This is a genomic window from Paenibacillus sp. MAH-35 (assembly GCF_058135425.1).
Map to the genome: position 1 here is coordinate 55942 of NZ_JBYUPU010000010.1, position 25339 is coordinate 81280.

At 58.4% G+C, this 25339-nt stretch carries 17 protein-coding genes; 5 read left to right on the plus strand and 12 right to left on the minus strand.

The features are described from left to right. Positions 1-10: 10 nt before the first annotated feature. From AC3Y2E_RS13090 to AC3Y2E_RS13100, 3 genes are read right to left on the minus strand one after another with little or no spacing between them, the layout of a single operon-like run. Positions 11-1288: a glutathionylspermidine synthase family protein gene (locus AC3Y2E_RS13090; protein WP_379210874.1), complete on the minus strand. Its 1278-nt coding sequence runs from the start codon at positions 1286-1288 to the stop codon at positions 11-13. A 50-nt stretch (positions 1289-1338) separates the two neighbouring features. Next, entirely contained in the window at positions 1339-1647 is a 309-nt protein-coding gene (locus AC3Y2E_RS13095; RefSeq protein ID WP_379210876.1) for a hypothetical protein, read from the minus strand. A 30-nt stretch (positions 1648-1677) separates the two neighbouring features. Further along, the gene (locus AC3Y2E_RS13100; protein ID WP_190923625.1) at positions 1678-2127 is read right to left on the minus strand and encodes a hypothetical protein; all 450 of its coding nucleotides are present in this window, start codon (positions 2125-2127) and stop codon (positions 1678-1680) included. Between the two features lie 120 nt (positions 2128-2247). Between AC3Y2E_RS13100 and AC3Y2E_RS13105 the strand changes: the two genes are divergently transcribed. Genes AC3Y2E_RS13105 through AC3Y2E_RS13115 form a run of 3 tightly spaced genes read left to right on the plus strand, consistent with a single transcriptional unit; the run spans position 2248 to position 7450 of the window. Beyond that, the gene (locus AC3Y2E_RS13105) at positions 2248-2739 is read left to right on the plus strand and encodes a GNAT family N-acetyltransferase (protein ID WP_379210879.1); all 492 of its coding nucleotides are present in this window, start codon (positions 2248-2250) and stop codon (positions 2737-2739) included. A 53-nt stretch (positions 2740-2792) separates the two neighbouring features. Beyond that, a complete protein-coding gene (locus AC3Y2E_RS13110; RefSeq protein WP_379210881.1) occupies positions 2793-4409 on the plus strand; it encodes an SWIM zinc finger family protein in 1617 nt (538 codons plus the stop codon). Beyond that, positions 4406-7450, plus strand: a complete 3045-nt coding sequence (locus tag AC3Y2E_RS13115; RefSeq protein ID WP_379210883.1) for a DEAD/DEAH box helicase — start codon at positions 4406-4408, stop codon at positions 7448-7450. Before AC3Y2E_RS13110 ends, AC3Y2E_RS13115 begins: the two co-directional genes overlap by 4 nt. A gap of 87 nt (positions 7451-7537) precedes the next feature. Here AC3Y2E_RS13115 and AC3Y2E_RS13120 read toward each other — a convergent pair whose 3' ends face one another. Next, positions 7538-8167 (minus strand): copper amine oxidase N-terminal domain-containing protein, encoded by a 630-nt coding sequence (locus AC3Y2E_RS13120; protein WP_379210885.1) that lies wholly within the window; start codon positions 8165-8167, stop codon positions 7538-7540. 147 nt (positions 8168-8314) lie between these two features. Between AC3Y2E_RS13120 and AC3Y2E_RS13125 the strand changes: the two genes are divergently transcribed. Beyond that, the gene (locus AC3Y2E_RS13125) at positions 8315-10798 is read left to right on the plus strand and encodes a beta-propeller domain-containing protein (RefSeq protein WP_379210887.1); all 2484 of its coding nucleotides are present in this window, start codon (positions 8315-8317) and stop codon (positions 10796-10798) included. 187 nt (positions 10799-10985) lie between these two features. Here AC3Y2E_RS13125 and AC3Y2E_RS13130 read toward each other — a convergent pair whose 3' ends face one another. From AC3Y2E_RS13130 to AC3Y2E_RS13165, 8 genes are all read right to left on the minus strand, one after another. Beyond that, positions 10986-11699: a TerC family protein gene (locus tag AC3Y2E_RS13130; RefSeq protein ID WP_379210889.1), complete on the minus strand. Its 714-nt coding sequence runs from the start codon at positions 11697-11699 to the stop codon at positions 10986-10988. Positions 11700-12009: 310 nt separating this feature from the next. Beyond that, entirely contained in the window at positions 12010-13332 is a 1323-nt protein-coding gene (locus tag AC3Y2E_RS13135; RefSeq protein ID WP_379210892.1) for an ABC transporter substrate-binding protein, read from the minus strand. An 80-nt stretch (positions 13333-13412) separates the two neighbouring features. After that, complete coding sequence (locus AC3Y2E_RS13140) at positions 13413-15929, minus strand: glycosylhydrolase-like jelly roll fold domain-containing protein (RefSeq protein ID WP_379210894.1); 2517 nt, start codon at positions 15927-15929, stop codon at positions 13413-13415. Between the two features lie 24 nt (positions 15930-15953). Beyond that, the gene (locus AC3Y2E_RS13145) at positions 15954-18434 is read right to left on the minus strand and encodes a glycosyl hydrolase family 95 catalytic domain-containing protein (protein WP_483875098.1); all 2481 of its coding nucleotides are present in this window, start codon (positions 18432-18434) and stop codon (positions 15954-15956) included. A 20-nt stretch (positions 18435-18454) separates the two neighbouring features. Next, complete coding sequence (locus tag AC3Y2E_RS13150) at positions 18455-19585, minus strand: DUF6807 domain-containing protein (protein WP_379210896.1); 1131 nt, start codon at positions 19583-19585, stop codon at positions 18455-18457. Further along, positions 19582-20562 (minus strand): sugar phosphate isomerase/epimerase family protein, encoded by a 981-nt coding sequence (locus tag AC3Y2E_RS13155; protein WP_379210898.1) that lies wholly within the window; start codon positions 20560-20562, stop codon positions 19582-19584. The genes AC3Y2E_RS13150 and AC3Y2E_RS13155 overlap by 4 nt, the downstream gene beginning before the upstream one ends. Continuing rightward, entirely contained in the window at positions 20559-21638 is a 1080-nt protein-coding gene (locus AC3Y2E_RS13160; protein WP_379210900.1) for a Gfo/Idh/MocA family protein, read from the minus strand. The genes AC3Y2E_RS13155 and AC3Y2E_RS13160 overlap by 4 nt, the downstream gene beginning before the upstream one ends. 41 nt (positions 21639-21679) lie before the next feature. Then, a complete protein-coding gene (locus tag AC3Y2E_RS13165) occupies positions 21680-23764 on the minus strand; it encodes a glycoside hydrolase family 65 (RefSeq protein ID WP_379210902.1) in 2085 nt (694 codons plus the stop codon). Positions 23765-24089: 325 nt separating this feature from the next. On the opposite strand from AC3Y2E_RS13165, the gene AC3Y2E_RS13170 reads away from it, so the two are divergent. Beyond that, the gene (locus AC3Y2E_RS13170; RefSeq protein WP_379210904.1) at positions 24090-24974 is read left to right on the plus strand and encodes a helix-turn-helix domain-containing protein; all 885 of its coding nucleotides are present in this window, start codon (positions 24090-24092) and stop codon (positions 24972-24974) included. Positions 24975-25339: the final 365 nt, after the last annotated feature.

Consider the following 25339-nt stretch of genomic DNA (forward strand, 5'->3'; position numbering starts at 1 on the left):
GCGGCCCGCATCATCCCGCCGCTTCCGGTTCAACCCCGACCGGCGCCTCTGCCTCTCCAATCCCGACTGGGACGTAATACGCCATATTGCCGGTAATTCGGCCGCCTGCGCGCGCTACGATCGCCGAAGCCCGCCCTCCGATCCAGAACGATCCCCAGAGCAGCCTCGCTTCGGCCTCTCCGCCTTCATGACGGATCGGAACGACCGGCAGCTCGACCCGCTGCTGGTAGATCATCGGCTGATCCCAGTACAGCTCCTCCCCGTCACGTTCCAGTGCCGTTCCGTCCGCTTCGTACAAGGTGACGCCTCCACCTTCCCGCCCCAGAATCGGCTTGGTTACGTAAGGGCACCGGCCTTCGAAACGGTTCTCCATGTAGGTCGGCAGCATGAAGGTCCGAATCGTCTCCCGTTCCTCCTCCGTGTAAAACTCGCCGGACTCGTACAAGTTCCACACCAGCGCCTGCATCGCTTTCGTCTGCGCGATCAGGGCGGACGGAGGATTAAGCACGGCCAGTCTCCGGTCCGCCATCAGGCAGAGCGCATGCTCTCCGGTCGGATAACCGTCCTCGTCCCGGTCTTCGGCCAGCTTCTCCAGTGCATGGAGCCGGTAAAGCAGGTCGATCGGCTCATGCTCCCCGTCCGCGAGCAGACACAGCCGGTCTTCATACACGCGCAGATCGGATAACGCCGCGAAGCGCGCCCCGCTTAAGCCCGACTGCCTCATCAGATAACGGGTCGTCCCCGCATCCTCCTCGTGCCAGTCCAAGGCGCTGAATACGACACGGCCGGTCGGATAGCCGTTAAGCCGGTACGTTTCTTCCGCGTTCCGAAACGCCGCCGTCAGGTGGGTCGCCATGTCTTCGTTCGGATCGGCCACCCCATACTGCTTGCAGATATGTCCGTTCACATGGAACGCTTCGACGATGCCGGTAGGCGTATCGCTGTTAAACTCCAGCATCTTCAGTCCTTCCTTCGTCCAGGCGAAGTCAAACCGGCCGATCACCGTCGGCAGTTGCTCGGATACCGCGATCCGGACGGCCCGCCACGTAGCTTCCGGCAGCCCGAGCTCGGCGAACAGCTCGAAGTCCGCCTGCCTTACGATCTCGGCCGTCCGCATCATCACCGCTCCGAGCCGCTCCGTCGCGACAGCCAGCTCGCGGCGTTCGTTCTCGGATATATGCAGCATCATGGCAAGCGCATATTCCTCTCCGTACATCCGGTCCCAAGTGAAAGTCCCTTCTTCGCGAAGCGGCGCATACAACCGCTCCCTCCAATCTTCGTACTTCACCGGCTTCCTTCCCTTCCTCGCCGTTATCGTCCGCGGTGGCAGTCTCTTCTTCAGCTTCCGCTCGATCCGGAGCTGCCAATGCCGCCCTTAGAGCCGGTGGACACGCCGGACGACGGTTTATATGAGCTCCCTGACGAGCTGGTTACGCCGTTTTTATAATATCGCTTCTTTCCGTTCGAGTAGTAGTAGCCGTTGCCGCCAACATAACTTCCGTCGTCATCGCAGCGCCCGTCGTTGTTGTCATCCCAGCATTCGCCCGCCGATGCCGTACGGCTGCTTCCGCAGCCGGGTGCGGCCACTAGAGCAGCCGCGACAAACAAGCTGACGAGCTTCCGGGTTTTACCGTTTTTCAGCTCCAACCTCTTCACTCCCTGATCTTTCTCCCGAAGTTATCTGACCGGCTGTGCGTAATACACGTACACTTTACGGTCTTCGTCCACTTCCGCAGACGTCTTCGCCCACTCCACGCCGCCCAGCATCAAATAATCGCTCTGCAGGTGGAGCAGCGCATCGTCGTCGTCCTGAAACTGATAAACATGCACGACCGGGTAATCCGAAGTCCCCTCGATATATTCCCTAAGCTCGAGGCGAATTCCTCCCCAGTATCCGGAGAGCCCGGTTGCGCTCCCATGCGCGTTCTCCTCCTCCGCGACCTTAACATAGACGACATACGTCCGCGGTTCGATCGCACAAGACGTTTTCTCGTACACGACGCGATCCTTCACCAGATAGTCGCACGCAAACCGGAGCGAGATTTCATCCTTATCGATAAAATCATAATAATACAGCAGAGGAAATCCTTTCGATTCATCGAACAGCCGGTATTCCAGTCTGGCCACTCCCGCGCCTCCTCCTTCTTTTTGGTAAACTATGATATATACGCTCGAGTCTGAAAAATGGTTTCCTGTATCCGTAAATTTTTCGGTACAATGGCAATAAATGAAAAGGGGGCAGCCGTGATGCGGAAGGAGCAGACGACTTCATGGATCTTCGTTCCGATGCTGGAAGAGCACGCGAAACAATTATGCCGCTGGCGGTACCCGGAGCCCTACTCCGGATTCAATTGGCCGTCCTGGGACATGTTGACGGAAAGGGCGGAGGAGATTGGCGACCCCGTCATCCGCCGGGAACAGTATGAGGCGGTACTTGACGAGAAGGGCGAGCTTTGCGGATTCGTGCAATTTTTTCCGCTGGAAGGCTGGACCCGGCTCGGCTTGGGCATGAAGCCCGAACGCTGTGGGCAAGGCTCCGGAGTTTCTTTTGTCAGTTCGATCGTACAGCGGGCAACGGAACGCAATCCCCGGCATAAAATCGACTTGGAAGTGCAAACCGCCAACGCCCGGGCGATCCGCGTCTACCGGAAAGCCGGCTTCGTTATCGCCGATACGTACGAACGCAACTCAAGGGCAGGCCCGGATCTGTTCCACTGCATGGTATTCGAAGGCGGCTAGACGCCGGATATGGTATAATTATGGGAATGTCATGACGGAGTTGATCCCAGTATATGCTGAAAACGCAAATCACCCGCGAAGAGCTCGATCGCCTCGGCGAAGAGATTCACCAGTATTTCGAACTGCATATCGTCGAACGCGGACTCGAGTACCAGCAGAAAGGGTACGTCTACAATACCGAGGTGCTGCCCGGCCGGTCCATCGTGTCCAAGGTGCAGGGCAGCGAGGTATACGACGTCAAGCTGGACCTCGACTTCTTCGGCTTGAGCGAATGCTCCTGTCCTTATGAAGGATTTTGCAAGCATATGGCAGCCGTCTACTTCTACGCCTATTCCGTATACGGGCGTCCCGACGCCTTCGTGAAGGAATGGAAGCAGAAGCAGGAGGAGCCCCGCATTAAGCCGAGCAGCTCGAAGCTGCACCGGCAGACGGCGCTTCTTCCCTCCTCCCAGCCGGCTTCCGTCTCTCTGAAGGATACCGCTTCCGCACACGAGTGGCTGGAGCATACGGAGAAGGAATTCGAGGCGTTCTCCGAACGTCACAACAAATATAAATACGATATCGACGAATATTACGACGCTGCCCTGCAGACGGCGCTTCGCCCTTCGACCTGGTGGGTGCCGGGAGCGAAGAAGCTGCTTACCCTGCTCGGCATCGTCGTCACCCTGAACAGACTGGAGCAGGACTGCGATTCGGGAGGTCAGACGGTAGCCCCCCGTCTCATGTCCTACCGGACTACGGCGGAAGCGCTGGAGCGCCGGCTGGAGGAAGCCGTGGACGACACCGATCCCGAAGAATCGATCCGGCGCTGGCCGGAGCATACGCTCCTGCTGGGCGACCTTGTCTCGCGGTCTATCGCCTCCCGGCCCGCCCTGCCTCTAGTCCGCTGGATGGATGTGTACCGGCTGCTGTGGGGACGGCTGCTCGTGCACGAGCCCTGGGTAGAACGGGAGATCGCCTCAATCGGGCGGCTGCTGGCGTCTTCCGGCACGATGGCGGACAGCCAGCGGGATGACTGGCTGAAAGCCCAGGCTCATTTCGATGTGCTCGCCGGCAATGATCAGGACGCCTGGGGCCGTTTGCGGGAAACGTCCTCGTTTCATCCGGGGGAAGCTTTGTATTATACGAACGATTTCAAACGAAACGGCCAGTGGGAGAGGCTGTGGCTGTGGCTCGAATGGCTGCTGCCGCAATGCCGGAAGACGGACCGCGATCTGTTTCAGTCGCTGTGCGGCTACGCAACGGAGGCGGCCAAGCAGCTTGGCCGCGAGGACGAATGGGGGCGTGCGCTCGTGTCCATGCTCCCCGCCAGTTACTACGTCTACACCGACTTTCTGATCAAGACCGGACGCTTCCGGGAATGGGCTAGCTACCATCTGGCCGAACGCGTGGCCGTGTTCGAGCTGTACCCGGCCGATCTGCGGGCTGTCGAGTCCCAGGACCCGACGATCTTATACCCGCTGTATCACCAGACGATCGAGAGAAGCATCGTTCAGAAAAACCGTACCGCCTACAAAGAAGCGATCCGTCTGTTGAAGAAGCTGGGCGCCTTGTACCATCAGGCCGGACAGCCGGAGAAGTATGAGCTGTTTCTGCAAAAATTGTCTCAGCAGTACGCACGGCTTCGCGCATTCCGGGAAGAACTGGCGAAAGGAAAATTGCTCCGATGAAAACGACTACGGCGCCGATAACGGTTCACGTACGATGGATTGCGTCCGGCTCCTTCTGGATGCGCGCCGAGCAGGGCGGATTCGCCCTGGATTCGCTGGCGCAGAAGCAACTGCTGTTTGCTTGGCACGAAACGTCCTTTTACGGTACGTTCATCGAAGTGCTCGAGCTGGATCGGCAGGAGGGCGTATTGCTGCCGGCTCTGGAAGCAGCCGACTACTTCGCGCTGCCTGCATGGAACCCGCACGCACCAATCCGCTGGAGCGACGAGGCGAAGCCGCTGCATCACGTCTCCCGCCTGATTACCGAAGCGGTGAAGGATCGGAACCTCGTACCCGACTTCGCCAAATGGAAAGCCGGCGGATGGGGCTGGAAGCTGATGAACGAAGACGCCTATGCAACGGCGCTTGGCTTGTCTTCGGTGACGTATCCTCCTTATTTCGACGACTGGGTTCAACTGATTATGGAGGCCCGCTACCCCGATATGGAGGTGGTCCTTCACGGCGCAGAACGGAAGCGGCGGGCCGCGCTTTCGGCAGTCCCGCCCACCTCCGATGCAGATGATCCGGCGGCGGAGAAGGCAGTAGAGACGGGCTCCGGCGATCCTTCCGGGAGCGAGTTACAGCCGGACGGCAATGCTGGCGGTAATACGGCTTCGCGGCAGCCGGAAACGGATACAGCCACCCGCCCGGGCGAGCCTGCCGCGGTCCCGCTTGAGGACCTGTGGACGGATGAGCGCGACTGGCTCGTCTCGATCGGATGGATTCCGGACGAAGCTCCGTTCCGTCCCGCCTTGCGTCTGACCGAGCCCGATCAAGAGGAAGCCTGGTCGCTGACGGCGATTTTGCAGGACCGGAGCAATCCGGAGCGGATCGTCGACTGCGACGCAGACGGCCGGCCCGCCGGCAACTGTCCGGAGGAATGGCTTCCGTTTGCCGCCTCGCGGATTCGTCAGGCTTTTGCCAAATGGACAGCCATCATTCCATGGCTGCAGGCGGATAGGACCGAATCCGGAGAAGAGAGCCTGTCCATCCGGACGGAGATCGACTACGCGGAGGCATGGGATTTTCTTACGGACAAAAGTATTCGTCTGGCCGAAGTCGGCCAATCGGTCCTGCTCCCCGCCTGGTGGGAACAGCTTCGAAAAACGAAGCCCCGGCTGAAAGCGAAAGTGCGGCCGGGCGTAGGCGGAGCCGGCCAATCGCTGTTCGGCCTGAGCGGCATCGTCCAATTCGACTGGCGGCTCGCAATCGGAGACGCCGAGCTGGAAGAGATCGAGTTCCGCAGCTTGGTCGAAGGCAACAAACAGCTGGTTCGCGTTCGCGGACGCTGGGTGCTGCTCGATCCCGAAATGCTGCAGCAGGTGCAGCAGTGGATACGTCAAGTGCGCAAGAAGAAAGGGTTGTCCTTTCGCGACGTGTTGGAAATGCATCTCCTCGGACCTCAGGAGGGCGAAGCTTCCGGAGATGACGGCGACCCGCGTGACTCTACGGATGCCCTGCGCATTGAAGTGGAGCTTAACGAGCATCTGCGCGGCTTTATTCGCCAATTGGGCCGCGCCCAGAGCGTGACGGAGCTGGAGACGCCGGCCGGCTTCCACGGCTCCCTGCGCCATTATCAGGTGCTGGGCGCCTCCTGGCTTTTGTTTCTGCGCAAGTTCGGGCTCGGGGGCTGTCTGGCGGACGACATGGGGCTGGGCAAAACGATCCAGTGGATCACTTACCTGCTGGCCGTTCGCGAGCGGGAACAGCCGCAGTCGCCATCGCTGCTCGTCTGTCCGACCTCGGTGCTCGGCAATTGGCAGAAGGAGCTGGAGAAGTTCGCGCCGTCTCTGAACGTCCGGCTGCACTACGGACCCGGCCGGGCCAAAGGCGAGAAGTTCGCCGAAGCCGTGCAGGACTGCGATCTCGTGCTCACTTCCTACGCCTTGTCGCATCTGGACGAAGCTGAGCTTACGAGCGTTCATTGGAGCTCCGTCTGTTTGGACGAAGCGCAAAATATTAAAAATGCCTATACGAAGCAAGCCACGTCGATCCGCAAGCTGGACGCCGATCACCGGATTGCCATGACCGGCACGCCGATCGAGAACCGGCTCACCGAGCTGTGGTCGATCTTTGATTTTCTGAACCCGGGTTATCTCGGCAACCTGCGCTCCTTCACGGAACGGTTCTCGAACAAGATCGAGAAGACGCAGGACAAGGAACTGATCGGTCAGGTGCAGAAGCTCGTGCAGCCTTTCCTGCTGAGAAGGGTCAAGAGCGATCCGGCGATCGAACTCGATCTGCCGGAGAAGATGGAGTCCAAGGCGTACGTCTCGTTAACGGTCGAGCAGGCGACCTTGTACGAGAACGTGATCGGCGATCTGTTCGAACGGCTCGACCGGCTTCCGCCGATGGAACGGCGGGGGCTGATCCTGGCCGCGCTGACCAAGCTGAAGCAAATCTGCGACCACCCGGTCGCCTATACGAAGGAAAGTCCCGCTGCCACGGGTCAAGTATCCCGTTCGCAGAAGCTGGAGCGGCTGCTGGACATGGTCAGGGAACTCCGGCTGGAAGGCGACAGCTGTCTGATCTTCACGCAATTCGTCGAAGTCGGCCATCTGCTGCAGCGGGTACTGGCTAGGGAGATGAAGGAAGAAATTATGTTCCTGCACGGCGGAACGGCGAAGGCCCAGCGCGACCGGATGATCGAGCGTTACCAGTCGGAGAACGGGGGCGGCATCTTCCTGCTGTCGCTGAAGGCCGGAGGCATCGGGCTTAACCTGACCGCGGCGAACCACGTCTTCCACTTCGACCGGTGGTGGAACCCCGCCGTCGAAAACCAGGCGACCGACCGGGCGTTCCGGATCGGTCAGACGAAGCGGGTGCAGGTGCACAAATTCGTTACGCTCGGCACGCTGGAGGAGAAAATCGACGAGATGATCGAGCGCAAGCAATCGCTCAGCAAACAAATCGTCGGCGCCGGCGAGCAATGGATTACGGAGATGTCGACAGACGAGCTGAAAGATCTGTTCTCTCTGCGGCGGCAATGGGTGGAAGTGTAACCCGGCATGGGTCCCCGTCGTCGCCTATCCGATTGAAAGCCCCTTCCTTGACGGACAGGGGCTTTGTTCATTCGTTCAGAGTGATCATCAATCCTTCAAGGTAATATAAAGGCTCTCCGTCTTCGATTTGCCCCGGCACTCGGTCAACCTGTAAGAGGTTCCGTCCTCGCCCTTCACGGCCTCCAAGGAATTGCAGCTGGTTGAATAGATAATGCGATCATCCATATCCGACTTCGTATAGTCGACAAAGTAATGATACATATAGCCGTCGAAAACGATGGATGCCGGAAGCGGCCCGGCATCGATGGTCTGACGGGCGATCCGAATCCAATCGGGCTTTTTCTGCAGCGTGTTATATAGAAACTCCGCGAACCGTTCCCGGTCCACATGGCGATTCTGGATATCGCCGTTGAGCGGGGCCGTACTGTAGCTGTACGTCTTGGGCATAAGCGCAAAGGGAGCGGCGCTGATCGATATGGACCCTTGATCCCCGTCGTAATATACCTTCGCTCCAAGCGCCTCGGATACGAACCGCAGCGGCACGTACGTACTCCCGTTATGGCTGAGGATCGCCTGTTCCGGCGGAAGCTCCTTCTGCTCTCCGTTGACGAACAGCTTCACCGGAAATAACGCCATCTCCAGCGTACCGGATGCGTAAGCAAATGGAGCAAACGCCAGCAAGATCCCGAATAACGTACCGCATATAAATTTCTTCATTACCCTATACCTCCTTTTTTACCAAATATACACATGTAATGCGATAAAGTTTCGGTTCATCTTCATCTTTTGCAACATTTTCCCAATCCCTCCCGTTAATAAAGGTACAATCTGAATGAAATCAACAAACGGTAGGAGGTATACCCGTTGAAAAAACCGATTCTTACCGGCCTGCTTGTAGTTGCTATGGCCGCCGCTCTAACGCCGCCCGGGAATCAACCGCCTCTGCAGGTACATGCAGCTGCAAGCGAAGAAGGCAGCGACATCCAAATCCGCCTGAACGGACAGCCTTTTCGCGGCGACCGCAATCCCCTGCTCGTGGAAGGAGTTACCCTTGTTCCGCTGCGCAACATCGCGGAAGCGCTCGGAGCGGAAGTGAAGTGGGACGAGACCACCCAATCGGTCCTGCTGCGCAAAGATTCGTCTGAGATCATACTCACCCTGGGCTCTGCGGACGCGGTCAAAAACGGCCAGCCGATCCGGCTGGAAGCGGCTCCCCGCCTGAGCGGCGACATCACGATGGTCCCTCTCCGCTTCATCGGCGAATCGTTTGATACGCTCGTCACTTGGAACGACGCCACACGTACCGTGTCGATCGATCCGCTGCAAGCGCTGCCGACGGTTGGCAGCTATGACAATTTGAAAGCGCTGCTGGAGAAGACACAGGTGGTGTCCGGCTCAACCAGCGACCTAAGACTGTTCAGAGAAAAAAGCAGTACCGCCGTGATGGAAAAGTCGGAGACGTCGAATGCCATCAGCCAGTCGGATAGCGTCGCGGCAGCGCCTGCGGCACCCGTCGAGGCAAAAGCCAAACAGTCGGAAAGCGGCGAGTATTCCCAAACCAACACACAAGTCGAAGGCGTGGACGAAGCAGACGTCGTGAAGACGGACGGCACTTATATGTACCAGGTAAACCGGGGACGCGTCATCATTACGAAGGCGTTTCCTTCGAACGAAATGAAATTAGAAAGCATGGTCGATTTCGACGGTCAATCGTTTCGGCCCAGCGAGCTCTATGTAGATGATAAACACATGATCGTTATCGGCACGACCAACCGGAATGTGAACAACCTTGCCGCCGAGCCGATGCCGGCTCCTGTCGAGGCCCCGGGCGGCGTCATGATCAAAATCGCGCCCGTGCTTCCTTCATCCTCCGTCACCAAAGCGGTCGTCTACGACATTACCGACAAGTCGGCTCCGAAGAAGCAGCGCGAGCTCGAGCTGGACGGCAATTACGTCTCTTCCCGGAAAATCGGCGACGCTGTTTATTTGATCACGAACAAAAACGCCCGTTATTCGTTTATAGCCAAGTCCCCAAGCGGCGCCGCGACCGAAGACGAGGCAAAGAAACATGCACCGTCATACCGGGACACAGCCGTCTCGGACGAATGGAAGGCGATCGATTATGGCGAGATCCGCTATTTCCCGGATTCTCCGGAAGCGAACTATATGCTGATCGGCGGCTTTAACCTGAGCCGTCCCGGCCAAGCTATGGACGTATCGGCCTACCTCGGCTCCGGGCAGAACGTATTCGCCTCGGAGAACAACTTGTATGCCGCCGTCAGCAAAACAGAACCGATCCGCATCATGCCGGCGGAGACCCGCCACGATTCGGCGGCCCCCGCGACGCCAGGACCGGATGCCAGAATACAAGGCTGGGTCGAGCCGCCGGCTTACGAACGTAAAACCGTCGTCTACAAATTCCGGCTGGAGCAGGGCAAGACCAAATTCGTCACTCAGGGGGACGTACCCGGTGCGGTGCTGAACCAGTTTTCGATGGATGAGCACAACGGCATTTTCCGCATCGCCACGACGACGGGCGACATGTGGAGAACGGACGAGAATACGTCGAAAAACAACCTGTACACGCTGGACGAAGCGCTGAAGCCGCTCGGCAAAATCGAGGGAATCGCTCCGGGAGAGCGGATCTATTCGGTTCGGTTTATGGGCAACCGCGCCTACATGGTCACATTCAAGAATACCGATCCGTTGTTCGCCCTCGATCTTACGAATCCGGCGAACCCTACCGTTCTCGGCGCGCTTAAAATTCCGGGCTTCAGCGATTACTTGCATCCTTACGACGAGAACCACCTGATCGGCTTCGGCAAAGAAACGGTCGAGGTTCCGGTCAAAGGCGTCAAAAACCCGAATCCGGCGACGATGGTATACGTGCAAGGCATGAAGCTCTCGTTATTTGACGTAACGGACGTCTCGAACCCGGTTGAGAAACATAAAGAGGTGATCGGCAGCCGGGGAACGGACTCGGAACTGCTCCGCAATCATAAAGCGCTGCTGTACTCCAAAGAAAACAATTTGCTGGCGTTCCCCGTTACGGTTTATGAGTCGACGGATTCAGCCACGGACGGTTTTACTACCGGCTCAGGCAAATTTTCGTTCCAGGGAGCTTATGTATACCGTCTTGATCTGCAGAGCGGGTTTGATCGCAAGGCGTCCATCACACACATAAGCGAAGAGGAGAAAAAGAAGGCGGGCAACGGCTGGTACGGCAGCGATCGCAATGTAGAACGCATTCTGTATATCGGGGATACGCTGTATACGTTGTCCAAAGGGATGATTAAAGCAAACGACCTGTCTACTTTCGTGGAAAAAGACAGCTTGACTCTTCCTTAACGGCGCGGTGAGAAGGCGGAAGCCTGCAGCGCTTCTCCAATCGACAATTCACACAAAAAAACCTCCAGTTCTGCGCTATAGGTCCGATTCGTCGGTTCATCCAACGAACGGGCAGCCTATACGCAGTCTGGAGGTTTTTTATTTAGAGCGGCCTGGAGTACCCCCGGGCCGTCCTGTTTGAACTAGATCAAGACGCTTTGGATGGCTCGCTTCCGTTCCGCGATCCGTCTACCGCTTTGGTTGCGCGCGACTTCTTGATCGCATAACCGGCACTCATAACGCCTACGACGACGAGAACAACGATCGTCCATTTCAGGAATCCTGTGCCTATCCATGCTTTCACAAAGTTCTCACCCACCATCATCTTACCAGCGGTCAAAGCGAGAACCCCTGCCCCGATATACAGCGTAGCGGGGAATTTCTCCAGCAGCTTCAGGATCAGCGTGCTGCCCCATACCATGATCGGTACGCTGATAGCCAGTCCGATTACGACGAGTATGAAGTCCCCATGCGCAGCTCCAGCGACGGCTAGAATGTTGTCGATCCCCATAACGGCGTCTGCAATGACGATGGTCCGGATCGCAGCGGCGAGCGTCGTGCCCGCTTTCACGTTATCATGACCTTTATCGTCGATTAGCAGCTTGATCGCGATCCATACGAGGAACGCTCCGCCCGCAAGCAGCAAGCCCGGTATTTTGAGCAGCCATACAACCGCAAGCGTCGCAGCAGCGCGGATCACGACAGCCCCTACCGTCCCCCATATAACTGCTTTCTTCTGTTGTTCCTTCGGCAAGTTCCGAGCTGCCATCCCGATGACTATCGCGTTGTCCCCGGCAAGCACCAGGTCAATGACGATAATTGCGAGCAAGGCAGACCACATGTCAGCAGTGAACCATTCCATCCTGATCCCTCCTAAATTGGTTGTCGGACAAGCGCCGCTTTGTCTGGACACAACAAAAACGACCTCACCCTTACTGGCAAAGGCCGTTTTTCGAAAAACGAAAAGACCTTTACCTTGTTCGGCAAAGGTCTTGCTTACAACGGTAGACGTTGCCAACAAAGCCGAGGACGGTTCGCGTCCCGTAATGACGACTTTGCTGTAGTAGCTACTCCCCTTTGATGCGATTGTTGTTATTGTAACTGATCGTTCACATTTTAGTCAAGCTTATGTGAGGTTTCTGTTTTGTATCATTTTCATGAAGCTGTACCTGTTACTTGGCTTTGGCCGCTTCGATCTTTTTGTTCGTCTCTTCTTCCGCTGCCCGGAAAATCGTATTATAATCTCCGTCCATAACGACTTTCGGCACGGTTTTGGCATAAGGAGTGAGCAGCGTACTGTCGTAACGGGACTTGAACGGGATCGGAGCAAAGTTGTTGTAGAAAGCCGCTTTTAAGTTTTTGTCCTTAAAAAGGCTGTCTTGACCGTACACTTGAATGACCGCTTCTTTTTGCAGTACCGGCATGACTCCGATTCTCGACAGCTTCGTCTGAACTTCATCGGACAGCAGGTACGCAATCGCCTTCATCGCCTGATCTTTCTGCTTGGACATCGAAGTTACCGCGAAATAAGTCGGGTAAGCCTGAGAACCGACTTTCGGAAGGTTATCGAACGTAGGCAGCGATACCATATCCCAGTTCATTTTCTTATAATCGTCCGGGAAGACGAAGACGATCGAGGACAACCAGGCGAACATCGCCACCTCGCGGCTCGTCAGAAATTCCTCGCGGTACGGAATTGCATCTTTGTGCGCCTTCATGTATTCCACGTATCCGGTTGTTTTGCTGGGGCCGACGAATACGGTGTTAAACAGTTCTCTCCATTTCTCATTGGCGTACAAAGTAGCCTTTTCCGTAACCGGATCGACGAACGGAATCGACAGCTGGTTCATCATCAGCATATGCGTCTGCGACGAGGACAAGCCGATATATTGCGTCTGGTCAAAACGGGTCAGCTTCGCGGCCAGCGTGTTCGCCTCCGTCCAGGTCATGCCGTCCTTCGGATACGGGACGCCAAATTTGTCAAAGATGTCTTTGTTATAATACAGCACCATGTTGTTGTTAAAAACCGGAATGCCGTATAATTGATCCGCAGAAATCTGCTTAACCGAGTCCGCCACCGTCTTCTCGATCCGGGTAAAATCGACGCCGTGCTTCTTCGCCAGTTCGGTCATATCGTATTCCAGTCCGTTGTCGAGCAGCCCCGATGCGAAACCGCCGATCGAATCCCAATAAATATCGATCGTTTCGCCGGAAGTCAGCACTTCTTTCATCCCGTAATCTTTTTGCTTGGCAATATATTTAATCGTATAGTGGGGAAATTTCTCTTTGAGGGCATTGCCAAAACGTTCGTTCCAGCTTTCCACCGAATCTCCGCTGTTCGAGTAAACGACCAGGTTCGCCGGCTGTTCCGGCTCCGGCTTGGGCACGTCCCCTGTCGTCGTACCAGCTTCCTTACCTCCGCAAGCAGCCAAAAGCAATGTAGCACACAGAACGGGCAATGCGAGTAAACGTCCGATTTGGTTCTGACGAATCATTTGTTCATTCCCCCCATTGGAATTTGCTTCCCTGCTTTGTTCCCGGCTTTCCTTTTGGGCATTCATTCCCTGTTCCCCGACTAGTTCAGCCCGATCGTTACCGGACCGATCAGCCCTGACGGCAAGCCCGCACCGTCATACCGGTTAGCCAAACTGTTCGTCACCTGGATGCGAATCTCGTTGTCCCCCTGCTTCAATAAGGCCGCAATATCAAAGGTGTAAGGCTTCCACATCTTAACGCCGGCATGTTGTCCGTTTACCCAAACTTCCGCGAGTTCATGCACCTCACCCAGGTCCAGGCAGGCTCTCAGGATCGGAGAAGTCCCATCGGCCGTAAAGAAACGGGTGTAAGTGACGGTACCGGAAAACCGCTCCATCCCTTCCCATTCCGTCCAACTGCCGAGACGGATTGAATGCGGCTGCTCCTCCTCGTGTACAGCTGCCAGCCAATCAGAGAATAAACTAACGAACGTTCCTTCTCCATCACCAAACTTTGCCGAAAAGATGTATTCAGGTGCCGCAGACGGGTCGATACGGAGGATGACCGCCTCTCGTCTGTTTATCGTCAGCGCGACATTCATACCGCCTTCTTCGCCCGGAGCGTACTTTACAGGGAAAACGCTTCCCCCTTCCCAGGCGTCCCACCGCTCCGCGCGTCCGGCCTCCTTTACCCGAACGGTTCCGGAGTACGGCTCCTCTCCCTCATGGACAAATACATAAAAATGGTTGCCGTCCTTGATCAGATGACTGACGCGGATATGCGGGCATGCGGGCGATAGGGTGACGTCTCTCCCGGTCAGCCGGTCCAGCTCCGCCACGACCTCATCCGGCTCCCGAATCGCTGTCGTTCCCGGCCATGCTCCGTCGTCTCCTTCAGCCGCCAGCCGGACGACCCGGCCTCCCTGCTGCACGAAGCGGGCAAGCACCGCTTTGGTCTCCGCTCCAAACCGTCCCTCGTCCTCGACCAGCACCACCCGGTAGCGCTGGGCTTGAATTGTCATTTCGCCGTCCTTCACCTGTGCCGTTCCCGTAAGCAAGCTCTCCTCCAAATAATTGAATTCGAGCTGGTTCTGGTATAGCGGCTTCGTGATCCGCCACGGCATCCAGTCCTCCCGGCATAAAACGGCTATCGGCGTCACATTAACGCCGTCCGTCATCAGCCAGCTCATCCGCTTCATATAATCTGCGAACAGCCGATAGTGCGGCCACCAAATATTGTTTGGTCCGACATCGGGCGGCCGTTCGTTGCGGCGCTCCCCTGTGATCGAGTAGTAGAAGGCGTGCGGGCAAAACAGGTTGACGCCGCGGACGGCGAGCCAGTCGATATACCATTTCATATCCGAGCCGCTTAGCGCCCATCCTCCTCCGGGACTGCACACCCCGAGAAATTCGTTCAGATTTCTTCTCCGTCCGCGGTGCCGGGCCGCGTCGGACGAGCACTTGCCCGCCGTACTGTGCCTGCCCTCGACCGCCGTGTCTCCCTCGGGACCGACCCAGCGCCAGACGACGTCCTGGCCGGGAATGTGGAAGTGCTCCTGCAGCCCGATCCCGTCGCTCGCCGCCGGATGTCCGGTGAACGCGATGCCGTGCCGGGCGCACCATTCGGATAGCGGCCGGTAGTAGGAAGCGCTCAGCCGGTCATGGACCGCTTTGCGGTAACGGCTCCGGACCCGCCCCGCATCCGCCGGGGAATCAGCCGTCTCCAGCCATAACAGCACCAGATCGGATTCTTCGCACCCGGACCGGATAAAATCGTCGAGAAAATGTTCCGTCCAGACGTGCAGCCCTTTGATATGCCGGCGGCCGAGCATATCCGGCTCATCGGTGAACATCCCCCGGATCGTCCGCCCGAAGTACGTTCCGACCCGTTCATAGTACCGCTCGTGAGTCAGTCGAATAAATTTGGCGGTCGCCAAAGGGTTAAGCAGGTCGGCTGCGGGCGGAGCGTTCGGCTCGCCGTCGTCTTCCCCGAAGTGGACGCCGCGGATCGTGCCGCGTGACCGGGTCTCGATAAACAGCACGATCGACCAGCCCTCCTCATCCGGAGGGACAAACGTCACGCATCCGTCCATCGGCTGCAGCACCACCGGCCGCGTCCCCGGGTATAACCGGCGATCATCCTGAAGGCGAACCGCCTGCGCCGATACGAGCCGGTCGCCGGGTTCGAGAACGGCTGAGCCGCCGCCTTCCCCGGGCCGGCCGGAACCGCCGTCCAGACAGATCGGCCCGCCGCAGCCGAACTCGGCCATTTTCAAACCGCGGCTCGCATACTCCGGATTGCCTTCCACCACTTTGCCTTGAGCGGAACCGGACGGGTACATCGCTTCGTCGTACAAAATCACCTGCATCCCCCGGGCATCTGCCTCTTTCACTGCTATCTCTACCAGATCCATATACGGTTCCGACAAATACGGGATCGACTTCGGCAGCCCCATCCTCGGATGAATGACGAATCCCATCACCCCTTTCTCCGCGAAGTCGCCGATTTGCCGGACGATCTCCTCCGCCGTCAGCGCATCGTTCCAGAACCAGAACGGAATCGGCGTATATTCGTCCACCGGATCGCGAAACTGTTCTTGCAGCGTTCTGAATGCCATGCGTCACCTACTCTCCTTTCCACGCTAATTCCGTTGTCCCGCAGTGTGCGAGATTGGGACGGCTTCCTGCCCGCTAGCGGCCGGCTCCGACGTTATCACCAGCTTCTCCCCGGCGGGTAACCGGACCCGGACCGCATACCCTTCCTCCTCAGCGGTCCGATCTCCGTCAGCCGTGTACATACGGAGCTTGCCGAAACCGGACGGCAGCCGAAGACGAATATCCGTGTCTCTGTCGGCATGCAGCTCCGCCTCGAATGTTCCCTGCTCCGCATCCCAGGAGAACGAGACGGCTCCGGTACAGAAACGCAGCCGCTTCACTTCCCCTTTCACCCACGCTTGCGGCCGTGCCGGGAGCAGCCGGACCGTATCCGGCGATACCCCGAGCAACATTTCCTGCACCGCTGACACCCAGCCCATATTCGCATCCATCTGCACCGGAGCTCTCCGGTAATGGAGCGTAACGCCCATATGGCGCCAATCGTTATGCACCGTATAGAAATTAGTCAGCAGGCACGAGCGGGCAAGCAGCGCCAAACATTCCAGCGCCCGTTCGCCGTCCTCCATGCGGGCGTACAGATTGGCGAGATGCGCGAACGACCACGCGGTCTGGTCCCCGATTCCGATGACGAGCCGTTTCTCTACGGCCTGGACGAACGCTCTGAACAGCTCCGGGTCGTTCTCCCGGGTCACCTCATGTGCGGGAAATACGGGATACATATGCGAGATATGGCGGTGCTGGTAGCGGTCCTCGAAATCCGGATGCTGCCATTCCTTAACGGCTCCGTCCCCGTTTACCTCGTAAGGGGGGATGCGGCTAAGCAAGTCCGCCCACCTCGCGATATCGCTTTCATACACCCCTGCGGCTCGGCTTCCTTCGATCAGATTCGTCAGCAGCTCTTTGGCGATCGCGAAATCGAGCAAGGCGTTGATCGCGGTCGGCATCGGATGCGCCACGGCGAAAGAGTGGCCTTCCGGCATAAAGTTGCCCGGCGTATTTTCCGGAGATACGGAAGGGTACGAGACCAGCATCCCGTCGTCGCCCGTGACGAAGAAATCTTCGTAGAACAGTGCGACTTCTCTCATAAAGGGCAAAGCGCGGTTTCGCAAAAAGTCCGTATCGCCCGTGAACAAGTAGTGATCGTAAAAATGCCGGGCCAACCATCCTGCAGCTCCCGTCCAGTTCAATATAACGGGAACGACCTGAAACGGTGACGTATTGCCCGGCGTCGTGCCGGCCGGAATGAAGATGCCCCTGCAGCCGAACAGCTTCCGTGCGCTTTCGCGGAATGAGTCCATCCGCTCCTCGTAATACCCGATCAGCGAGAGCGTCAAGCCGGATAATCCGCCGACATCGGCATGCCACGACATCATTTGCACGTTCTCGTTGGCCATATGGTGGCTCCAGACCGCTTTGTAATCGCCGCCCCACAAGCCGTACAGCGGAAAAGGAAGTCCTTCCGGCTTCGTCCCGGAAATGTACAGGTACCTGCCGTAATTCCACATCGTCTCGGCCATTCCCGGAGGCAGCTCCCCCTCGTACGCCTCCAGCAGCATCTCCTCGTTCGAAGCGGCCCGCTTCCCGTCGAGCAGCCGGATTTCCGCCGAACGGAACAAGGGAGTATGGATAGCCGTATGACGGGCTAACAGTTGTTCATAGCTGTCCGATATGTCCCCTAGCCGACTCTCAAGCAGCGGCCACGCTTGTTCACGAGCGGTGCGTACGAACGGCCGGAGGAGCAGCAAGATCGAATCCGCTCCGTGTACGGTCAGCTTCCCCCCGTCCGCCGTCATCGTGCACGTGCCGCCTTGCGGAATAACCCGCAGCACGGCCCCGAAGTCCATACCATCCCCGGCCGAAGCCGCATAGCGGATAAAGCCGCCTTCCGCCACCGCCTCCCACGACTCCTCGACCGCTTTCGGGATGCCGGAGGACGCTCCGTCCCCTTTCTCATGCGGCTTCAGCCCGATCTCGGCATCGACCGGAGCTCCCGAGCCGCGCAGCTCGCATACGACCAGATCGTCGCTTCTGGAGACGAACAGCGCCCGTTCATAAGCCGTGCCGCCATCCTCCCAGCGTACGCTGATTTCCCCGCTCTCCATATCGAGCGTTCGCCGGTAATGCCGGAAACCGGCCCTCGCGGGCTGCCCGATCTTCAAATCGGCGAGGGGCAGCGGCGTTTCCCGAACCGATTCGTAGCCCTGCTCGGTTAGCGTCCCGGCCAGCAGTCCGCTGGCTTCCCGGTACTCGCCCGCATCCATCAGCCTGCGAACTTCGGGCAGCGTATAGCTGACGTCCGGCAGTTGACCAACCGTGCCGCCATACCACAGCTCCGCGTGATTGATCATCACCGTCTCACTGCTCACGCCTCCGTAGACGGCGGCTCCGATCGTGCCGTTGCCGGAAGGCAGCGCTTCTCTCCATCCGTTCCCCCACCAGGAGGCCGGCTTTCGCATCACGAGTGTAGTCGTCTCCCGCTTGCCGCGAGCCAGATTGTCCGCATTCAATTCCGCTTCCTCCTTTGTCTTTAGCTTGAAACGAGCTCCACCGCCGGAGGATGAATGTAATCCTGGTATTTATCCCCGACCTTCGCCGAAGCCGTATCCCCCTCGTGAAAGTATAGACGGTGTCTGTAGCGGATCGACAGGCCTTTCGAGAACAGCTTGCCCCCCATAAAGTACAGGTTGTTGGCGGCGAGCAGACCGTAGTCGCGCACATGCCAATGTGTCGGGAAATCCGCGTTGTCCGGATGGTCGAAGGCGGCGATGCCGAGAATACCCGAAGCGGTCCTGCCGTAGTAATCGCACCAGGGCGCCCGCTCCCCCCAGCATTCTTTCTCCCCGACGGATCCGAAAGCGTTCACGATCGTCCCTCCGTTGTCCGCATTGATCGACTCGGCCACGCGGATTCCGAGCGGCCCCGCTTCCTTCGTCGCCCCGAACTCGACCCGGCCGAGCGCCGTCAATTCGCAATCGAGATCCACGATCCGCCCCCCGGCCGGAGTCCGGTAAAACGTCATCGTCCGCGTTTCCGCCAGCTGAGCTTTGCCGCCGTAGCTGCACCATCGCAGCGGAGCCGTAATCCGGGCATACACGGGACCGGATATCCGCTCAGGCCGCTCTGACGTCAGCTGGCGGCCATGCCGTTCCTTCGGCTCGTTCCACACGTCGATTCCGTTCACGTCTCCGACGGCGAGCCAGACGGACCGGTGATGCGGGTGCTCGCTCGTCTCGAAGTCCAGCCTTGTAAAGCTTTCGCCCTCCGGGCCGATTACCGGTCCGAGATACGGCTTGGCGAGCTGCGGATCGAAAACGTAGGACGTAAAGTAACGTCCATCGATGTGCACCTCGATACCGGTCTCCGTCTCGGCCAGCCGTACCTCATCATCCGGGCCGCCTTCGCTATCCGCCGCCTCGACGATCGAGTAAACCGCTGATCGTCCCGCTTCCAGGCGGTCGACGATCCAAGTGAGCGTTACACCCCCGCCGCTCTCTTCGCTTTGCAGGGCAACAGGCGCGCCATCCGGTCCGATCATCCCGAGTCTGCCCCCGCTAATGCCGCCAAGCTGTGGGGGGTCGGCAGGCAGGCGGTAAGACACCGGACAACATTCACGGTCACGCGGACCCGCTTGAACGTTTAATTTCAATAAAACCGTCACTTCCGTTCACCTCTGTTAAGGACTTCGTCCTGGATCGTTCGTACGTATTGCAAAGATTTCTCGCAATTCCGCAGCCCTTCGGGCTCCATGCATTCGGCCGATATTCTCCCACTGTATCCGCTTTCATGAAGCAGAGAAAACAACCTTCCGATGCCGGTCCGGGCGCTCGGTGCCCGTTCACTCTTCGGCTGTCCGGCCTCGCGCGACGGTCCGGTCTCCGCCGTCCCCTTCGCCTCGCCGACCGGAAAGCGGCGATCCGGCTCGGCGTAATGGACGTGAGCCAGCATGCCCGCCCTGGCCACGATTCCGGCGATGTCGGGCGGCTCGCCTTCCGCGTGCATATGATACGCGTCGGCCAGCACCCGGACGTGAGACAGCTTAAGCGCCTCCGCCACCTGCCAAGCTTCGGCGACAGTCCGGATGATGTTGCTTTCCTTGCGGTTCAGCGGTTCAATCGCAACGGTAATGCCGCATCGCGCTGCATGCTCGCCGCACAGGTGCAGGAAGCGGATGATCTGCTCCATCGCGGCCCCGACCGGATAGCCGTCCGGTACGCTCCTGGCTCCGCCGCTTCCGAAGACGACGACCTCGGCACCGGTGGCGGCCGCCCGGCCGAGCGCCAGTCCGACATAGTCGGCGATCGCCCGGTCGTCGACGAGCGGACCGGTCAGTTTTAAGGTCGGCGGGATCAAGCTGTTATAGACCGGGATGCTCCAGCCTCTAACCGCCAGCTCGCCCCGCAGCCGGTCGAACTCCCGCTCCGGCAAAGCCGTAATCGCGCCTGCGGCCAGCTCGGCGAAGTCGTAGCCGGCGGCATAGATGCAGGCAATGCCCGCAAGCAGCCGCTCCACCGGATCATCCCGAACGTCGGACGACGAAGCTCCGGCCGCCCCCTGCGGCATAAAGGTTCCTGCCGTCAGGCAGCAGCCGATCGGAATACGCTTGGCCAAAGCGGCGTCCGCCTGTTCTTGTATCATAGCGCAACCGCCGCCGGCTTGTAAGGCAAGGTGACCTCTCGTCCCGTCCGGGCCGATTCGTACAACGCCTGAATGATCTCCACGGCGGCGCGGCCTTCCCGGCCCTCGATAAGCGGCGGCCTGCCTTCGAGGACCGCATCGATCATATCCTGAACTTGCCCGGCATGCCCGGTCTTCAATCCCGCCGCCCCATCCGCCTGTGAAGAGCGGCCGGCCCCGTACATATCGAGCACCCGCTTCTCGCCGGTAAAGTCTTTATCGTCATCGGCCATCTTAAACAGCTCGATGCGATGGTTTTTCACATAGATCGATCCATGCGTTCCGTGAATTTGAACCAAAGATTCCAGACCCGGGTACGCGCAGGTCGTGCCGATCAACGTCCCGATCGCCCCGTTCCCGAACGTAACGGCCGCAACGGCGGTATCCTCCGTCTCGATCGTATGGTTATAGGTGCCCGCCTTGGCGAATATCCCGCTTATCGGCCCCATAAGCCACTGCATCAGGTCTACCGTGTGAACGGTCTGGTTCATGATCGCGCCGCCCCCGTCCATCGCCCACGTCCCGCGCCAGCCGCCGTTTTTGCGATAGTAATCCTCTTCCCGGTACCATTTCAGATGAAAATTGCAGGTCACCATCCGGCCCATCCGGCCGCTGTCGATCGTTTCTTTAATGAACTGGTAGGCCGGGGCAAGCCGGCTTTGGAAAACGCAGCCGAGAAAGCGCTTTTCCTTCGCTGCCGTATCGACCATCTCATCGATTCGCTCCAGATTGATCTCGAGCGGCTTCTCGGTCAACACATGTTTCCCCGCCCGAAGCGCCATCACCGTATGGTCGCGGTGCATCCCGCTCGGGGTACAGATGCTGACGGCCGCTATATCCTGACGCTGGAGCAGCTCGGCAAAAGACGTATACCGGTTCTCCGGAACGATCCCGTATTCGTCGCCGATCTTGTGAAGCAACGCTTCGTTTATATCGCAAATGGCTACGAACTTGCAGCCCGCCGCTTTCACCGCACCGGCAACGTGGCTTTTGCCCACACCCAGTCCGAACACCGCATACCCGATCCCGTTTGCCATAAGTTCCACTCTCCTCCGACGTATGTATCTGTCTAATGCCTCTACATCCAAGCGTTCAAACCTTCCTGACGCACCATCCAGCTGCCGTCCCGGGGGAAACCGGGAGCCTCTTCCTCCGGTCCTCCGATCCATCCGCCCGCCATCATCGCGACCGCGGTCAGCATACCGCCGTTACCCGGCAAATACGCCGTCAAGCCGGGCCTTTGGTAATTGTGACCGTTCGGCAAATACGTATTTTTCGTTACATCCATAAGCAGCAAATCTACCGCCAGACCGCCTTCCCCAAGCCGGGCCGCCGTCATCGCCGCCATCGGGTAATCCCATCCCCAGGTGGTCTCCCAGCGCCAGACATCCATCACCCGCAGCAGCGTACTCCGCATCGTCTCGGGATCGGCCTTCTTGCCCGGCAGCATGCCTAATGCGCCCAGCATCGACGGATGATCCGTATTAACGTTCGTATACGTGTCCGGGCAGTTCTCGTGTGCCAGATAAACGCCGTCCGCTTCCGGCAGCTCCGACAAACGCTCGCAGACGTGATGCCACCGTTCCGGAACGTTCCGGCCGAGCCGCTGCGCCCAAGCGATTGCCGTCTCCAGCCCGTGACGCCAATATTCCAGCTCGTAGGTCGGATTCCACGTCTCCGCCGGTTTGTGGCGCTCCTGGGCGGGGATCACCGGCGGACCGAGCACGTATCGCTGACGCGGTTCGTCCCATTCGGCGAAGGAAGCCATAAACTCGGCCGATTCCAGCACGAGTTCCCCATACCGTTGAAGCGTATCCCCATCCGGATCGGACCGGTAGAGCAGCTCCGCCATCACGATCGGATGCGGCTGCTGCCAGATGAGCAGCGGTGCGATGCCTGACGGGCTTTGCTCCCCTTCCGGCCCGACCATCTTCGGCCAGCGTGCTCCGGTGTAACCCTGCGAGGCTGCGAGACTCCGGGCTTGCGGCAGGATCGCATGGTACCAGTCCATACTGCGCTTCAGCAGCGAAGACCGGCCCCACAGCGGAAAATGGAACGCGTGCCACCCATGCATCTCCAGATGCGGCTTGCCGAACCAGCTGTTGTACATCAATCCCGTTTCCTGCGGGGGGATCGAGCCCGCACTATGAATCGCCGTCAAATATTGCGACAGCACGATTCTTCGCTCCAGCTCCAATGCCCTCGGGTCTGTACTGCCCGCGAGTTCCACGGCTGCGCCCTCCAGCCAAAACCGTTCCCAGTGAATCTGACTGGCCTGCCCGATCTCGGCTGCGGGGGTTATCGCTGGCAGCCGGCCCGCCGCTGCGAACACGGCGGTAAATTCAAACCGTCCCTTTACGCCTGCGGCGTGAAGAACAAACGAATGCGGAAGGTCGTCGTCAGCCACCAGTTTGCCCTCGCTCCATCCCAGCTCGACGGAATAGCCGTCGTCGTCCATCGTCCTTATGATTCGCGCCCGGTTGCCGTTATCCGTAGGATAGCGCTTCCATTCTGTATGATGCGAATCGTCCTCGTCCCAGTTCAGCCGGATCGAATCACTCCACTCCCTCGACGTCATGCCGGGGGCGGGAAACCGGACGGACAGCTTCAATCTGCCTTCGGCCACGAGGCGGCTGTCCACCGTCACCCCGAGCTGGTCGGCCTCGGGATGGCAGCAAGTAATGACTTGCACGGGCACGCCGTCCGCCTGGAAACGGCTGACGAGCGTCCCGCTCCACAAGTCCAGCGTCTGCTCCGCATCTGTAATTTGTTCGGCCGTCAACGGTACGCCGGTTTCGGACTCGAACCGGAAGCCGATCTGGCCGAGCTGCAGCCGATGCGGATTTTGCCGGAGCCAGTGGTAAGGTTCTTCGCGGTCTTCCGCGCGGACCGGGTAACCGCCCCGCTGCCGCTGCTCATCCCGGTACTGCATCCGCACGTCGTCCAGGCTCCAACGCCCTTTGCCTCCGGAGTGATGCCAGCCCCATTGGGATTGCGTTCCTAAAGGCACTTCATATCGTTCGGGAAACGTCTGCAGTCCGGTCAAGTCGGCGGTAAAAGCGAATTCGCCATTGCCGACGGAGAGCGGAGATAACGGCAGCCATTCCCGGATTACCGGATTATGGCGGGTCACTAACGCTTTGCGGTCGATCTTCCGAGTCATGCTGCGGTCCTCCCTGTGTAGGGCCGGACGGAAATATCCGGCCTAGAGTTTGCTGCAGGAGTGAGTTTCATTGACTCCTGGTACGATTCCAGAACTTATCTTATGGGATGAAAAGACGCTGCCAGCGGCCAATTCCCCCTTTTCAAGCCACATCTTTAGCTCTGCATTTGTACGATCTGTCTTATTCGGGTCTCAATATTTAAGGTACCCGAACCGACGCCCGCATCCTATGGGAGTATTCCGCCAAAGTATAGGGGAAATCCCTTTTCCGCAACCTATTTTTAGGGATATAATGCAAGTATCGTACCTGCGGAGGTGATCGTTCGTGAAGCCCGTTTTTTCGTCGGAGCAAAGATTCCGTCCCGGTATGCACGTATTCGTCAACCAGGCGTTCGAAGCGTTCAGCATCCCGAAACATACGCATGACGCCATCGAGATCAGCTTCGTAACCGGGGGAACCGGCTACCAGTACATCAACGATACGGTCGTACGCGTCAAACGCGGCGACATCTATCTGCTGCCCGCCGGAACGTCGCACGTCTACCGGCCGTCCTCTCCGGACAAAACCGGCAGTTTGCGCATCATCAACTGCGTATTCCGGCTGCAGGCCTTATCCGGCTTCCCGGATGTACCTCCTCCGGGCTCCGAGCTGCACAACGCCTTATTCGCCCCAGACCGGATGAAGCAGCCGTGGTTTCACCACTTTGATCGCGACAGCGCTTTCACCGAGATGTTCCACGCCATGCTGGCGGAGTACAAACAGCAGCAGCCTCTGTATGAAACGATCATCCAGTCCACGTTCATTCAACTGATCGCCCGGCTGCACCGGAGCACGCTTCCTGCCAAGACGGAAACCGCCGGAGTTAGCAAAATTCAGCGGGCTATCGCTTATGTGCGGACCCATTTTCAGGACAACATCTCGCTTGCTCAGGTGGCGGACCACTCCTCGCTAAGCGAAAGCCATTTGCAGCGTCTGTTCAAGCAGGCTACCGGCGTATCCTTCATCTCGTATGTCCGGCAACTGCGGGTGCAGAAGTGCTGCGAGCTGCTGCGGACGACAAATATGACCGTCCAGCAAATCGCTTCGGCGGTCGGGTACCAGGACATGAAATATTTTCATTCGCTGTTCCGCCAGCAGACGGGAGCGACGCCGCAGGAATACCGGAAAAGAGACGACGGCACAGGGAGCGGAGCCTCTTTCGGAGAATAGGTCAAAAAGTTAAGATAAAACCGTCCGATAATGCGTCTGGACAGTCCTTTGAAGTCCGAACCCCAACATATGCGCGTGTGAAAAGAGATGGGTAGCTTCGCTTCAGCCGCTCGCCCTCAATCGTGTAGTTTGGGTAAGGTTTATAGTCACAACACGACTTGAAAAGCGGCCCGTAAACAGCTTTCTTGTGAGCAGGTCGTGTCAGCTTCGACAAAAACGTAATGCGTACGGGCTCTATCACAAAATAAGAGTCTCTGGTACCCTATTTTCGGCCTAGTCGAAAGATTGAACCGAATAAAGGCGGTTTGTGCCCCTTATTTCAACCAACTGATGGGGTTTGCAGCCTTTTTGCCGATTTTAAGAGC